The organism is Methanothrix soehngenii GP6 (assembly GCF_000204415.1).
GTDB lineage: Archaea > Halobacteriota > Methanosarcinia > Methanotrichales > Methanotrichaceae > Methanothrix > Methanothrix soehngenii.
Window position 1 is genome coordinate 1,484,982 of the sequence record NC_015416.1, and the last position, 14,456, is coordinate 1,499,437.

At 41.3% G+C, this 14,456-nt stretch carries 17 protein-coding genes and 1 tRNA gene; 10 read left to right on the forward strand and 8 right to left on the reverse strand.

What is annotated here, in order from left to right; all coding sequences use genetic code 11:
* Positions 1–69 precede the first annotated feature (69 nt).
* On the forward strand, positions 70–1,092 hold the full coding sequence (locus MCON_RS07485; protein ID WP_162145009.1) for a tetratricopeptide repeat protein: 1,023 nt from the start codon (positions 70–72) through the stop codon (positions 1,090–1,092).
* Between the two features lie 203 nt (positions 1,093–1,295).
* On the opposite strand, the gene MCON_RS16495 is transcribed toward MCON_RS07485, so the two are convergent.
* Genes MCON_RS16495 through MCON_RS07495 form a run of 3 tightly spaced genes read right to left on the reverse strand, consistent with a single transcriptional unit; the run spans position 1,296 to position 2,542 of the window.
* Positions 1,296–1,682: a hypothetical protein gene (locus tag MCON_RS16495; RefSeq protein ID WP_013719399.1), complete on the reverse strand. Its 387-nt coding sequence runs from the start codon at positions 1,680–1,682 to the stop codon at positions 1,296–1,298.
* Positions 1,683–1,689: 7 nt separating this feature from the next.
* Complete coding sequence (locus MCON_RS17115) at positions 1,690–1,968, reverse strand: tyrosine-type recombinase/integrase (protein WP_083804688.1); 279 nt, start codon at positions 1,966–1,968, stop codon at positions 1,690–1,692.
* Positions 1,928–2,542, reverse strand: coding sequence for a tyrosine-type recombinase/integrase (locus MCON_RS07495; RefSeq protein ID WP_048132110.1), 615 nt, complete (start codon positions 2,540–2,542; stop codon positions 1,928–1,930). The genes MCON_RS17115 and MCON_RS07495 overlap by 41 nt, the downstream gene beginning before the upstream one ends.
* Positions 2,543–2,619: 77 nt before the next feature.
* On the opposite strand from MCON_RS07495, the gene MCON_RS07500 reads away from it, so the two are divergent.
* From MCON_RS07500 to MCON_RS07510, 3 genes are all read left to right on the forward strand, one after another.
* Positions 2,620–2,702, forward strand: a tRNA-Leu gene (locus MCON_RS07500).
* Between the two features lie 287 nt (positions 2,703–2,989).
* Positions 2,990–4,414: a transposase gene (locus MCON_RS07505; RefSeq protein ID WP_013719401.1), complete on the forward strand. Its 1,425-nt coding sequence runs from the start codon at positions 2,990–2,992 to the stop codon at positions 4,412–4,414.
* Positions 4,415–4,462: 48 nt separating this feature from the next.
* Positions 4,463–4,768, forward strand: coding sequence for a hypothetical protein (locus MCON_RS07510; RefSeq protein ID WP_048132112.1), 306 nt, complete (start codon positions 4,463–4,465; stop codon positions 4,766–4,768).
* Positions 4,769–4,984: 216 nt separating this feature from the next.
* Here MCON_RS07510 and MCON_RS07515 read toward each other — a convergent pair whose 3' ends face one another.
* On the reverse strand, positions 4,985–6,199 hold the full coding sequence (locus tag MCON_RS07515) for an ISAzo13-like element ISMco6 family transposase (RefSeq protein WP_013719402.1): 1,215 nt from the start codon (positions 6,197–6,199) through the stop codon (positions 4,985–4,987).
* 459 nt (positions 6,200–6,658) lie between these two features.
* Between MCON_RS07515 and MCON_RS15610 the strand changes: the two genes are divergently transcribed.
* From MCON_RS15610 to MCON_RS07540, 3 genes are all read left to right on the forward strand, one after another.
* Positions 6,659–7,755 (forward strand): IS1 family transposase gene (locus MCON_RS15610; RefSeq protein ID WP_157863719.1). Its coding sequence is split into 2 segments (ribosomal slippage): positions 6,659–7,079 and positions 7,079–7,755, totalling 1,098 coding nucleotides; the frame shifts between segments, so codons are not numbered across the junction.
* 66 nt (positions 7,756–7,821) lie between these two features.
* Entirely contained in the window at positions 7,822–8,595 is a 774-nt protein-coding gene (locus MCON_RS07535; RefSeq protein WP_013719404.1) for a hypothetical protein, read from the forward strand.
* Positions 8,596–8,768: 173 nt separating this feature from the next.
* Positions 8,769–9,647: a CHAT domain-containing protein gene (locus MCON_RS07540; protein WP_013719405.1), complete on the forward strand. Its 879-nt coding sequence runs from the start codon at positions 8,769–8,771 to the stop codon at positions 9,645–9,647.
* A 71-nt stretch (positions 9,648–9,718) separates the two neighbouring features.
* Here the strand turns inward: MCON_RS07540 and MCON_RS07545 are convergent, their stop codons facing one another.
* The gene (locus MCON_RS07545; protein WP_013719406.1) at positions 9,719–10,018 is read right to left on the reverse strand and encodes a hypothetical protein; all 300 of its coding nucleotides are present in this window, start codon (positions 10,016–10,018) and stop codon (positions 9,719–9,721) included.
* Between the two features lie 353 nt (positions 10,019–10,371).
* Positions 10,372–10,626 (reverse strand): type II toxin-antitoxin system HicB family antitoxin, encoded by a 255-nt coding sequence (locus MCON_RS07550; protein WP_013719407.1) that lies wholly within the window; start codon positions 10,624–10,626, stop codon positions 10,372–10,374.
* 494 nt (positions 10,627–11,120) lie between these two features.
* On the opposite strand from MCON_RS07550, the gene MCON_RS15180 reads away from it, so the two are divergent.
* From MCON_RS15180 to MCON_RS07565, 3 genes are read left to right on the forward strand one after another with little or no spacing between them, the layout of a single operon-like run.
* Complete coding sequence (locus MCON_RS15180) at positions 11,121–12,230, forward strand: trypsin-like peptidase domain-containing protein (RefSeq protein ID WP_052297540.1); 1,110 nt, start codon at positions 11,121–11,123, stop codon at positions 12,228–12,230.
* Positions 12,231–12,257: 27 nt separating this feature from the next.
* On the forward strand, positions 12,258–12,695 hold the full coding sequence (locus MCON_RS07560) for a hypothetical protein (RefSeq protein ID WP_048132119.1): 438 nt from the start codon (positions 12,258–12,260) through the stop codon (positions 12,693–12,695).
* A 54-nt stretch (positions 12,696–12,749) separates the two neighbouring features.
* Complete coding sequence (locus MCON_RS07565; RefSeq protein ID WP_013719409.1) at positions 12,750–12,962, forward strand: hypothetical protein; 213 nt, start codon at positions 12,750–12,752, stop codon at positions 12,960–12,962.
* Positions 12,963–13,460: 498 nt separating this feature from the next.
* Here the strand turns inward: MCON_RS07565 and MCON_RS07570 are convergent, their stop codons facing one another.
* Positions 13,461–13,871: a type II toxin-antitoxin system VapC family toxin gene (locus MCON_RS07570; protein ID WP_013719410.1), complete on the reverse strand. Its 411-nt coding sequence runs from the start codon at positions 13,869–13,871 to the stop codon at positions 13,461–13,463.
* Positions 13,861–14,088 carry a type II toxin-antitoxin system VapB family antitoxin gene (vapB, locus tag MCON_RS07575; RefSeq protein WP_157863721.1) on the reverse strand — a complete coding sequence of 76 codons (228 nt, stop codon included), beginning with the start codon at positions 14,086–14,088 and terminating at the stop codon, positions 13,861–13,863. The genes MCON_RS07570 and vapB overlap by 11 nt, the downstream gene beginning before the upstream one ends.
* Positions 14,089–14,456 lie beyond the last annotated feature (368 nt).

Consider the following 14,456-nt stretch of genomic DNA (forward strand, 5'->3'; position numbering starts at 1 on the left):
CCGTTAACCAGCAAACATGGAGGGAATACTATTAGACTAAAGATCATTCTTATATTAATGATTTATATAATGTTTTCATTTGCAGTAGGGCAAGAGAATACAGCTAATTATTGGATGGAGAGGGGCGATTATTTCAGCTCTGATTTTTCGGAAGCTGCTATCAGATGCTATGATAAAGTGATTGAACTCGACCCAAAGAATGCAACCGCTTGGTATAATAAAGGCGTAATACTTTCGAGTCAGTTTAAGCAGAATGAATCCCTAGCTGCATTCAATATTGCCATTAATTTATCTCCTGAAGATTCAAATGCCTGGAATGCCAAAGGATTAGGTCTTTATGTTGGTGCCAGACTTAATCAAATAGTAGATGATCTGCTGATTGATTTGAATACAGAATACCCGATCATCAACAATAAGGACACCCAAATGAAAATATTAAAAGGTTCCGTTGGACCTAAGGAAATCTGGAATTATACGTTCGATGTACCATTAAAAACTAGGAGAATTGCCGCGGGATTGAATGCTGATGACAATAACTCGGAGTTGGCGCTTGTTTTCGAGGACCCCAGTGGACTTGCATCTGAGGAAAATGCGGATTTAGGCGCAGAAAAATTAGGTGTCCAGATAGACTCGCCAGAAAGCGGACAGTGGACTCTTAATGTTTATGGATATAGTGTGCCGGTTAAGGCATCAACAGCGTTTACTGTTAAGTTGATCAGTCAATCATATTCACCTGAGAGATTTAGTAGTTCCTTGGAAGCAGTAGATAAAGCCTTAGAATTTGATCCTATATCGTTAGATCCAATGATTCTGAAAGCAAGGGTTCTAATTGATTGCGGCGAATTTGAAGAAGCAATAAAAATTATTGACAACGCTTTAAAGATAGATCCTTCGAATCATGAGGCATGGCAAACAAAAGGATATATATTAATGAAACAAGAAAACTATACGGAAGCCATTAAGAACCTAAATATCGCCAACGAATTGGATAACAACGGTTATATAATATCTTCAATTAGTAAGAATAGTATCAATTATTCGTATTATGATGCATATGCAGAACAGATAGACAACAAAATTGTTTACATCTAGCACTGAAGTTGAAAATTAGTTCAATTGAACCTTGAACTAATTTCTGCCCATCTCTCCAAACCAACTTTTTTTTAATATATTGCTCTATATTTATATCTATTTCAAATTAATCAATATCAATAAACCGCGCAAAATCCCGCGCTGTTGATGCAGAGATTAGAGTTTATACGACGATGCCCAAATTAGTCGATAGTTCAATTGAACTATTTCAGGGTCAATACAAGTTTACGTTTATCGGAGTGCAACGGCTTGGTTTCAATATCATCCATCGAATTAATGAGCATAGAGAATAATTGCTTGCTCAGGTGCATCTTTTGGCGGGCATCCTTCGCGAGCATCTTCCCCCCATTGGCCACTATCAAGGCTCTGAGGATCTCTCCTCTATCCTTCTGTAATGGCTGAGGTTCAACCTTTTCCAGTTTGGTTAGTCTCTGGCGGTCTAGGGCGATATCTAGCGCCAAACGCTCTATATCGGCGGTCTGGCGGGCTTCTAGGGCCGCGATTTGGTCCCGGAGGGAGTGCACCTCTTGGACGATTACCTTGAACTCTTGATATGGGATTGTGATAAAAGCGGGCTCTTCCATCATCATCACAACCTCAGATACCTATCATGTTTGGTTCGCTTTTCGCTATCTGTGAGGTGCAGATACTTTTCTGTAGTTTTGATGTCCTGTGCCGTAAAAGTTCTTTAACCGTGAGCAGGTCACACCCTCGATTTAGTAATAGTGTGGCGCTGCTATGCCTGAAGAAGACATGGACCCCGCCAGGCTTGGTTATCCCGGACCGCTCTTTACATCTTCGAAAGATATTGTAAATTTGGGTCCGATCATATCTCTTATTCCTGTTGCTGTAAAATAGGGGGGGGTTGCTTCCCATCAATGATCTTTTTGGGCCGGACTTTCAAATATTTTCTCAATGTGTCAATGCAGATATCATTGAGGTATAGGATTGCGTCTTTATCATTCTTACCGCCCCTAATTCTTATCGTTTTATTGATCAGATCAATATCCGAATCATCTAGGTTCGCTACTTCTGAGGCCCGGAGAGAGGCATAAAAACCTATCTGCAATACACATAAGTATTTTATATTAGTAATTGCATTAAATATGGCCCGTATATCATTTTCATCGAAGTAATATGGGAGTTTGCTTCCCATTTTGAGGAAAGGGAGTTTGATAGGCGCGCCGATCATCTGATGATAGTTTTTCATCACGAATGAGTAGTTATTAATGGAGCTTCGCGACAATCGGCGGTCAATCAGACTATCTCTGAATCGCTCTGCATCTGCAAGATCAGGGCTGATAGTATCACAAAACGCTAGATAACGGCGCAATCTATTAACGTAGTCGTTAATGGTGGAGTCTCTGAAGCCCATGCTTCTGATATGGTGCTCAAATCGGTTCGCGGCCTGATCGACCGCAGGCATTTCATAGTTGATCTGCTTCGACATGCTTTTAACCTCACGAAGCAGTGAGTACCCCGCCCCTACGCTTCGGGGGGCAGGAGTAAGGAAAAACGATAGCAAGCGCGGGGGTTGCCAAGTGGTTAAAGGCGCAGGGCTTAGGACCCTGTCACGAAGGTGTTCGCGGGTTCGACTCCCGTCCTCCGCATCTATACCTCTTTCTGATAGCACTTTTTAGGGCTCGTCCTAATTTACTCCGATCTAATTAGGGGTCTCTTGTGATATACACTTTTCCGAGATAAGGGGACAACCCTGTCCTCCATTTAATGGCTTTGCATCCGTAATGAGTTTAAATCTTTGTGAGATTTGACTACATGTTAAATCCTTAACTCCGCGAATTTAGGGTTTAATTCCATCTAATTTTTGATATATCACTATCATAAACCGCTTTCAAAGGGAAATTGTTATATACATGTATTCCCTAATATACCATACATGGAAGACTGGGCTAGGTTATGGCTTGAAGAGCAAAGAAAACAGGGGAAGAAAGGACTTGAAATAAAGAAAATAGGAAATCATCATTATGTATATTATTCAACGACACATTGGAGTAAACAGCTTAAGAAAAGGATTAAGTCTTCTGACTATATTGGGAAGATCGATCCCATTAAGGGATTTACTGAGGGAGTAAAGAGATCGATAACTAGCAAGAATCTCAGAGGAATAAAGGAATATGGAAATGCCGTATTATTTGATCATCTTCTTCCTGATTTACGAGCATGTCTTCAAGATGCTTTTCCAGATGAATGGAAGGAAATATACGCGGTAGCAATTACGCGAGCTATGGGATATACACCCCTGAAGAGAATAAAGAGTTCCTGGGATAAAATATATGATATACAGGAAATAAATCCTCAATTAGATGCCAAAAATCTTAGCAAAATCTTAAAATTGGTGGGATCAGATAGTCGAGCCCAAGATTCCGTGTTTAAAGCTTTATCTATGAGGGATAAAGAGCTTGTATACGATTTAAGCACAGTATTAACACGTTCTTCAATAAATTTTGCAGAGATAGGATACAATAAAGGGAAAGTTCACGTTCCTCAAATCAATATTGCATTATTTTGCTCAATGACAACAGGCCTTCCCACAATGATTAGGACTTTGCCGGGAAGCGTCCGTGACATAAAAAGTCTCTACAACAGTATTCTTGAAGCTAGAAAAGAGGGCGGAACTGTTGTATTAGATCGAGGATTTTTTTCGAAAGGCACCATACAATTCCTGTTAGAAAAAGGCATGAATTTCATACTTCCTGCTAGGAGAAATAGTCGCCTTTACAATACAGGTATTGATCTAAGTGGACACATGTTTTATCAAAAGAGATTAATCAAATGTGGAAAGCGCAAAAATGAAAACATCTTTTTGTATTTATTCGAAGATCAACAATTGAAACTTGAAGAAAATACTACACTATATCGAAAATTAGATGAGGATAAGATTGATGAGATTGACCTCACAAATTCACAAGAACGTGCTGGAAAAATCTTGATAGTGTCCAATCTTGATTCCGATCCCAAAGAAATATTTATGCAATATAAAAGCAGAGATCGGATTGAAAAACTATTTGATACATATAAAAATTCTCTGCATTCAGACATTCTCTATTTGCAGGATAATGAAAGCATATTTGGACATATTTTCATTTCATTCTTATCATTATATATCTATTCTAAAATCGAGCAAACATTGAAACGAGCAGATATTTTAGATAAGCATTCACCCAAAGACGTTTTGCTAGAGTTAAGCAAAGTATATTTGGTTGAATTAGACGACTGCAATTTGATTTCGGAGGTTCCAAAAAAGTTAGAGATGCTTGATAAGAAAATGAAACTGAATTTATTCCCTAAAGCGCGGAGTTAAGGTTAAATATAACCTTTATTTTCTGTTATCATTACATGAGGAGAAATTATGGACGATAAGGTTACTAAAGCGATGACCTATGGAGGGTTAATCATTGCATTTTTCGGTATGTGGCTACTTGGTCAAACTCTACAGGTCTCCAGCATAAATTTCGAATCTGGGTATATGCTGAGTATCGCACCTGCATTGATTACTGCAATAGGATACACTTTGGCGGCCTTAGGTGCTTTATTAGGGAATACGGGCACTTTCACAAAAATAGTAGCGGTAATCGCAATCGTGATTTGCATAGCTATTATAGCAATGCGAATTTTGGGCTACTACATGATAGTTCAAAGTCATGGTGCAAGTTAAAAGTCCCCTATTATCAAGTCCTGCTGATCTGCTAGAATGCCAGGCGGCATAGATCAATCTCACAAGGTAGCGGATGTGCTTAAGGATGACATTTTCGATAAAAAAAGGTTAGGTTCGTATCACTTATATCAAAATATTTATACGTGATGGGAACATAAGATCAACTATGTAACAAGATCTTAGGGTTTGACGCTAAATAATATATTCAATTTCTCGCTATTTTGATGTAGTTAGACGTGGTTCTATTGAATAGTTCCACATGGGATATAATTCATGTACACTAATTTTCAATCGCGCCATATCCTCGTCCAATATCTTTATTCCCGTTTCATAATCTCGGTCATCTAATCGAGCCTCTATCCTTAGCCCCTTCTTTGTCTTAGTTGATCCGATTAGCTTGATAATGGTTTCATAGCTGGATAAAGGCTTTCCTCGCCAATTCATGCTTATAAATGAGAACATGCAATGCTCGATCTTATTCCACTTGCTCGTCCCAGGTGGAAAATGACTAACCGTAATGGTTATTCCAATTTCATCAGCCAATTGCTGCAAAAAGAACTTCCATCCCCTGTTTCGGCTTCCGTTGCTCCCACCACCATCCGCGCAAATGAGCAAATTTTTGCATCCTGCATAGCGATATTTTCCAACTAAATTCCACCATTGTCTGATGCTCTCAACGGCAAATTCTGCGGTATTGTGGCTCTTTCCGATATTAACGACCCCTTCGTTTCTTTTAGGATCATAAACCCCATAAGGTATAGCGGCTCCAATCGCTTTGGATGGGAAATCATACACATTAACCAGTTCTGGTTGTCCTTTTTGCCTCCAAGTCCTGCCTGAATTCTTGTAGTTGCCGACGAGTTCCTTTTTCTTTGCATCTACAGAAATTACAGGATCACCTGCATCAATGAACTTGGCGGCTTGACTACTGACATAGCGGAATTGAGTATCTCTCTCTGGACCTGACTTACCTTCTAGGTTTTTTCGATTGGCTTGAAGCGAGTAGCCGCTTTCCTTCAATAGCCGTCTCACTGTATCATGACTTACTTTATAACCTCTCGATTGCAGTTCTTCGGCGATGGCATAGGTTGATTTATATGTCCATTTGAGAAGACTCATTGGGTCGCCTGCTGTACTCTCTTCCATTATTTTTTCTAGGTCGTTCAATAGGTTTGGCTCTCTATCCGCAACTCGTTTTCGACCACCACCCGGCTTGCGGAGCCTTTCGGGTGGCTTCAGATCTTCGTTGCTCTCAAGCTCTTGAATGCCCTTATTGATAGTAGTACGCGAAAATCCGGTTATGGCAGAGACTTTTGAGACACCACCCCATCCAATCTCAAGAGCCTTCGCAGCTGCAAAACGCCTTGCCTGGATAGGATCTGCACCGGATAAGGCTTTTAAGAATGGTCCATAGTCTGCATCGTTGTCCATAATATATAGACAACGTTCTACAATATAAAGTTGTCTATTTTATTTTGCGTCAATAACTTAGTAAAACACAATTCAGATTGGGAAATAGATCAGGTTTTAATTAATGGCAAAGATCTATTTACTCTCATTGAAGATCCACTTAATTGGGAATTTGATCCATTTTCTCCGGATATTGCAAGAATAACCTTTCGAGATGAATTCAAGCAAGTTCTGGAAGATATATTTTTTGCTATTGATGACTTATATAGTACACATAAAGAATGCTTAGCCGCATTTCTGTCTTCATTCCTATACGAAAGGCTAACACCTTCGTGGGAGAAATTGATATTATCTGGAAACCATATCAATGCAATCCAATATTGGAAAAAATATATTTTAATAACTCACGAATGGGTCGTGACTTAGTTATAGGTTGTTATAAATATACCAATATCCCTAATAGTACGTGGGGTGTAGCAATTGGGAAAAAGAGGGCCGAAACCACGATTCTTAGACATAGTATGCCCAAATGAGAATTGCTCCTTATTTGGAGTTGCTGGAAAAGGAAACATCACCGTCTATGGGACCTATAAAAGAAGTTCAGGTAAAGGCAGGAAGTTCATTTGTCATACCTGTGGAACTACGTTCTGCGATAGAACTAACACACCGCTTTATGATCTAAGGACAAACGAAGAAAAAATCGAAACCGCGATAAAAATGATCACAAGCGGAATGAGTATATCAAAAGTCGCGGAGGTCCTTGAGGTGAAACCAATAACTGTAAGCACTTGGGTATCTAGAGCGGGAGATCATTGTAAAAAAGTCGACGAAATTGTCTTAAAGAATATAGAGACGCCTAAAGTAGAGATGGATGAGGCATGGACTTTCGTGGGGAAAAAACGTTACCTAGGGAAGACGAATATGAAGACAACGGGACATGGATCTGGATAAGCATGGCAACGGAATCCAGGCTAGTGCTTTCTCATGTAGTGGGCGAACGATCTCAGAAATCATCAGATCAACTCATTAAAAACACTGCAAAAAAGCTGAGCTCAATTCCGCTATTTGTAACAGATGGATTAAAGTTTTATATAAAGTCTCTTCGAAAACAATATGGAAAGCTGAAGCAGTTTGCACCAACTGGTAAGCGAGGGCGTCCACGAAGCCCCAAATTAATAGTGGACGAGTTATTAAAGTATGCTCAAGTCATAAAGATAAGAGCTGAAGGCAAGCTGAAAAGTGTGGTTAAAAGGATCATCTTTGGAGAGGGCATAAACTCCAAAATGATATCTACAAGCTACATTGAGCGACTTAATCTGACGTGCAGACAAGATAACAACCGCATATCAAGGAAAACAATAGGATTTTCTAAGAAGGCTGAGGAATTGGATCATCAAATGACCCTGTACTTCGCATGCTACAACTACTGCCGAAAACATCGATCTCTAAAATATAAGGATGAGACGGGAATTGCGAGACTAAATTGCCCCGCGAAACATGCAGGTTTGATCGACCATGTCTGGTGTTTGCATGAGCTATTGGTATATCCATATCATAAAATTCAAACCTATTATTGACTCACGACCCACGAATGGGAAGGCCGCAATAATAAACACATTCACAAAGGTACACCTTATGCATTTATGGCTTACACTTATTTATTAATTGGGGATATTGATACAGGCTTTAGCTATATTTACAATGCAATTGAAGAAGATATTAGATTGAACTCAGTCTGTCCGCAGCTAAATTATCCAAGAAGCGCTCCAGTATATTTGACAGCAAGCTTAAGTTCAGTTAAAAGAAATGTAATGTACAGTTTCGTCGAGAGAATCAGATTAGACCTTGAGACTAATTTAAGTGATTACAGGGATTGTTTTGGAAGAATTTTAACTCTGAGTGAATTTGATAATAAATTTCTACAAAATGAGTTACTAGATATAATTAAGTACTATTTTGTGTTCACATATTGGACTGTCTTTGAATATCAGCGAAAAGTCGATGCTGCTATGATGCAAAATGACTTCTCAAAGCTAAAGAATGCTAATTGGATGTTTGCACTCTGCTTAGTTATTGATAAATTATTAAACAGTAAGTACGGAACCGATAATATAGGTAAGGGAATTATCGCACTTTCTACTGATAAAGGATATATGAGACAATCAGATCTTGAGAATTTGCGATCTCAGAATAATCTCAAAAAAGACCCAGATGATGCAATACCCAGACTGTTGCAGATGAATTTGAATTATAACGGTTCACCTATTAAGAAGGAAATTCAATATCTTTTAGTTGCTTGGAATATAAGAAATTTTGCAGGGCATAATATTAAGATACAAAACGTTTTTGGAGACAAATTCAAGGAATTATTTAAAGTATTACTATATTGTATATTCATTATTGTTGAGGAATATTAATACATTTTGTAAATCATATTATGTTGGATCCAATTATATTGGACTGAATCCTGATCGTAGACAGGTAGTTAAGACCCTCAAGTTATTACACGGGGCGAGTTTAAGTCCAAAACCTCTGGATATTCGCCGACAGAAAACTTTTTAATCAAGATTAGATATCTTTTGTGCAACCTATGAATCCAATAATAATAAATGCACATAAATTGCTGATACGTTTGGTTGAGACAGATATTGAACGAGATTATATTAGTAATGATTTTATTGAAACCAAGATAGATTTAACTCCGTACGAAATTAATGATGCAATAAACTATTTAGAAGGACAAGGAGCAATAGAGGTTCTGAGAGCATGTGGAACAGCACCTTATGATTTCTTAAGTGTAAGGATAGAGACTCCTGGCAGAATACTGTATCATCATATAAAAGATAAAATTTATAAAAAAGAAGGCCAACATAAGATAAAAGTTCTAATTCTATCTGCTAATCCTCTTGATACACCTAAATTGAGACTGGACGAAGAGGTCCGCGAAATAACGTCTAAGATAAGAGCTTCAAAATTTCGAGACTCAATAGAGCTTGTCTCAGAATGGGCGGTTAGGCCAGATGACATTCTTCAGGCACTTAATGAGGTCCGGCCAGAAATCGTGCATTTTTGTGGTCATGGAAGTTCTTCTGGTGAGATTATTGTTGTTGATAGCACAGGTTCGCCGAAGCCTATAAGCAATGAAGCGATTAGATCTCTATTTGAAACTATGAAAGATAATATTAAAATAGTTCTCATTAATGCCTGTTATTCCAGGACTCAGGCAGAATCAATCGTAAATGTTATTGATTGTGCTATAGGAATGAATACTAGTATTGGAGATTTAGCTGCGATAACGTTTGCGGCTGCATTTTATAGAGCCATCGGCTTTGGACGATCAGTCCAAGAAGCATTCTATCAAGGAAGAACTGCAATGCTCCTTGAAGGCATATCTGAAGAGAATACTCCAGAACTGCTGGTCAAATCAGGAATAGACCCTGCTCAGATTCGACTTATAGAAGGCGAATAAACGAATAGTGTGTTTCTTCACGATTTTTGCCTAGTCTTTGAATCTCATTTAATGATGGCGAATAAACTATATCAGATCAACTGCAGACCTAAATTGCGAATTATATAATCTTCTCCTGCTTTATTCAGCATTTCTTTCCAGCTTGAAAATCGAGTATGTTCACGAATAAACTTATCTAATTTTTCTTCCGGAATATTATTAAAATCTTCCTCATTGTCAACCTTAAAACCGGCAGATTCAAACATGTCATCTATCGTTACAAATTCGGTATATTCTGTCATGAATCTAACATTGAATAAGTCATCAAAGGGGACATTGTGTGTACCTTCTATCTTCTCCATATTACGTGCAAGATCCTCCAAATCAACCATCTTTATCTCACATCCAGTAATCCTTGTTAAGGATCCGTTTAAATTTAAATAATTTCCTATTCATCTTGGTTTATTTCCAGCTGTAAAAGCAACAAGAGAAAATCAAGGGCATCCAAGGCCCCTGAATGCTTTTAATTTCTCCGGGCTCCAATCTGATGAGATCCAGTCTTCCCTTTTGATTTCCGCCTCTTTCAATATCTGCATTAGAAGTCGAACCTCGATATCTTGCGTTTATGCAGGTTTGGTGTGGTAACACGAAGCTCGCACCTAAACATGTAATCGTGGTCAGAATCCTTGAAAGAACTGAGGGAACCCAAAGTATCTGCGGATCAGCTCGAATCTAAAGGAACGAGCTATTCGACAATTGGCACGGGCTCCACTGAAACGTTTATATCAATGCCATCGATCGGGGGGATCGGATGACCCAGGCGCAATCCCAATGCCACCCAGCCTTCGATGGCTCCAATCAGGTCGTCTCGACATTCTTCAATTGTATCTCCAACCGCTATCACACCCTGGAGACCCGCAACTGTTGCCATGTAGGTGCCGTCCTCCAGAGGCTCATATTTGGCATTTCTCAAGGCTGCCTGGATGTACTCTGCGAACATGCAGTACTCTATGTGCACGGAGAGGATTTAACTCTTTTTTGGAAGATGACAGGCAACATGCGCTCCTCGCACTCACAGAAAGCCCGACTACAATTTCCGGCGATGAGTGCTCTTTCGGTCTTCTCGGGCCAATTCATCTCGCATCGGCAGTGGAGACTGGATGGATGGCGTGCTCGCGGGCGATCTGAGCAAGTGGTTTGCCGGACTCAAGCACGACTACTATTAATATCTTGAATTCTCGATCGCAGGTGTAATCCGGTCTTTTTCATGTGATTCCCTCCATGAGTTGGCATTGCTAATCTCATTGTCCACTCGGAGGGGTTCACTCCATCTTGGTTCTTAAGCTACACCCCACCAAATCAAGAGCTGGACAAATAAAGGCTTCTAACCCCCCTCATAGTTGGACGGGCAGGACGATAATACCTTCAATCGAAGAAAACATTTATAGATTCAACCACCGAACCGGTCACACAGTCGGACGGAGATATGATGTCATGGGAAAAGTCAGAGCAGTTCTTACCTTGAGCCTTGCTATATGCTTAGGTCTAACAACTGTATGCCTTGCTTCTGAAGAAGTTTCATCTCTTGTAAAACAAGTCATGCCAGGAGTGGTTCTAATTCAAACTTATGATTCAAATGGGAATGAATTGGGACAAGGAAGCGGTTTTATTATCAGCAAAGATGGAGGAATTGTCACTTGCTATCATGTGATGAGAGGCTATTCCACAGCCATAGTAACCACGTCTGACGAAAAAAAATTCCAAGTCAGGAATGTCACTGCCCTAAACAAAAGTGATGATCTTGCAAGGATCTCATTATCTGTTGATAACCACAGTTTTTCTAACTTGAATGTGAATACGACAACCCCAGAGGTAGGCCAAGATATAATAGCAATCGGTGGGCCACTTGGATTAGCGAAAACAGTATCAGAAGGCATAGTTTCGGCCATCAGGAATAATACAATACAGATAACCGCGCCTATTTCTCCGGGGTCAAGCGGCGGGCCTGTATTCAATATGAGAGGAGAGGTAATTGGAATAGCCTCCTCTCAAATGAAAAACGGGCAAAATTTGAACTTCGCTATTCCTGCATATCTAATATCAACCATGCAGCAAGCTTCGGCAGAAAAGGTAAAGGAATTGCTTGAACCATACTCTGAAGTTGAAAGTTTTGATGCTGATACACCTTTGTGGAAAACATTGGGATATCAGTCTGAGGATGCATTTTTGAAGGTGAAAGGTACACGCACCCTTTCTGGGGCATATATCTATTATTGCATGGATCAATTATATTTTAAAAATAAATATAAAGAGACTATTCAGTGCTGCGATTATATTCTTGATGAAGATCCTTCGTTTCACTTAGCTTGGAACATGAAAGGATTAGCGTTGTATTATCTGACACGATACGAAGAGGCATTAAGCTGTTTCAATGAATCAATAGAACTAGACCCGTCAATGGGTGCATACTGGCAAAATAAAGGTGCGGCTCTAAAAAAACTTCATCGATATGCTGAAGCAAAAGAAGCATTTGCAAAAAGAGGGAACAATATATGGAAAGAAGAAGAACCAGTGATGGTGTTTCCGGGCAACATGAAGATATAACCAAAAGGGGGATAGGCCGAAGAAACCATGAAGCTGAAAGAGGATGAGATTTCGTTCCTTCAAGGCTACGTGGCGCAGCTAACCCAAAGCATCAGCCGGCTAACATTGAAGCCGAGCGAAGAGGAGATCAAGAAAAAGGGCTGGTGGAGTTCTGGAAATGAGAGAAATGCAACAACTATTTTGGAGTCCAAGATGCCAGTTCTTGATTTCAATTATAAAAGTAATAATCTAGCACATACCAGCCCGCCCCACATTCGCCCATCTCCGGGCTCTCATCCCCCTGCCACTGTGGCCGCAGATCGCAAGTCTCTGGGCCCTTCACACAGTCGCCCTCCGGCCCCGGAAGGCAGGCCCGCGTGCATGCTTGCGCCCGCCCCTGCGCGCTGCGGCCATGCGGACAAGCTGGTTGTAGACCTGAGGCCTTTTGTTATCAAGATATCGAGGCATCAAATCATTGACATTTAGCAGCTATCCGGACCATGTCAAATGTTTAAATAATATCAGACGTGAGGCGAAATAATGTCCGAAGTAGGCGAAATGGACGACGCTGAGATAAGGGCAAGGGGCCTCGACGCCCTCTACCAAGCCCTTGGGCCGGCCAGAGCCCATAAGTTTCTGGGTATGTTTCGCCGTGAGCCCACCGACTATGTCGAAATCTCTAGAAGGATATACGAAGGGCAGAGCATTGAAGAGATCTTCGATCGGGCGAAGAAAGAACGCCATTCGCATTAAAGCGGGATTTCGCCCTCCTGCAATGCCATATTCAAGTTCTTCTGAATTAGGATTGTAGCCCCGTCCCCCTCCTGTGTCAGCCCCCCGTGCATACAAGCGCCCGCCCGCGCGCGCAAAGGGGGGGGCATACGGCATCGGTTAAGGAATTATTGATATTATATTAATAATTTATTTTACATTTTGCTATTGGGCCAAAAACTCGAATTAGCTGAAATCAGCTCTCTGTGGGCTCGAGCCTTTTCTGCAAAAAATGATCTCAAAAAACTCAGAAGCCTAATTCTGTGCATACTGGTCTTAACCGATGACGCATGGCGCGCAAAGGCGCCTGCATGGATGGATAATCGCCCACACATCGTCTGTCACCCCTCAATATAGAGCAGTCCGGGTGCCAGGAGTTGATAGCTCCACAGCCCGCTCACGATTTGGTCTGTTCAAAGGCCGCGGTGACCCCGGCATCCTTGAACAATTTGCAGAGAAGCAACTCTGCAGTTCCGCCTCCTAGATTAGCTGCACATTCTTGGTCAATTTTGCCCTTTCATACAGCTTTCTATCCAGCGTCAAGAGTGGCACTTGGCTTTCCTCAGCCGCAGCCAGAAAGAGTGAGTCGTAGAAAGCAGTCTTGGCCTCTAAAGAGATGATGTATGCCTCCATGGTCAGATCCTCAGCCCGGATGAGTTCACACGCCTCTGAGATGAAACTCTGGCATTTCTTAAAGGCCGCTAATGTCAGGTCTTTATCCCCACCACAGAAGGCGACTTGCTTGCTGGCCACATTCCCAACCTCAGCAATAGCAAGATCCAGGGTGATCAAGTCGGATTTTGCAGCTGCTTGTATTGCCCGCGTTGAAGCATCTTCTCTAAAGAACATAGCAGCGATTACACTTGAATCAAGGACCACCTTATCTGGCATCTCGATCCTCCCTGATCATCTCTGCCGCCCCAATTTTATTAGGAATTTGGTCCTCCCATAGCTCTTTTGCCTCCGCCAATAGCTTCTGCTTCTTCTTCTCCCGGACTATCCTCTCCACTGACTGTCTGATCTCGACCTGCCAGTTGACGTCATTCATCTCATCCATCATCCGGCGAACACGATCATCTATCCGGATGCTGTAAACATTAGTTGACATAATACTTATGTTTACAATTTTTATATATGAAACTGTCGATGAGGATCTGTGAGCTAATTTCCTTCATGCCCTTGCGACCCTGGTAAGGCCCGAAGGCATAGGAGCACTGGCGCTCTTACCCCCTGCATCCCGCATCCCACTGCCGCCCGGCCACAGACCACATGGCTCCCTTCCACCATTCGCCCTCCTGCCCCCCTGTGGCAGCCCCACATGCATGCGTAGCGCCCGCACGCGTGCGTGCAGCGGCCATGCGGGCAAGCTGGTGGTGGACCTGAGGCCTTTTGTGATCAAGGTTATATCTTCAGGGGCCTCCGGAGAGGGGATTTTCGGCCTGCGGCAGCATTTTCAGTATAAATCCCGAGCCCCCG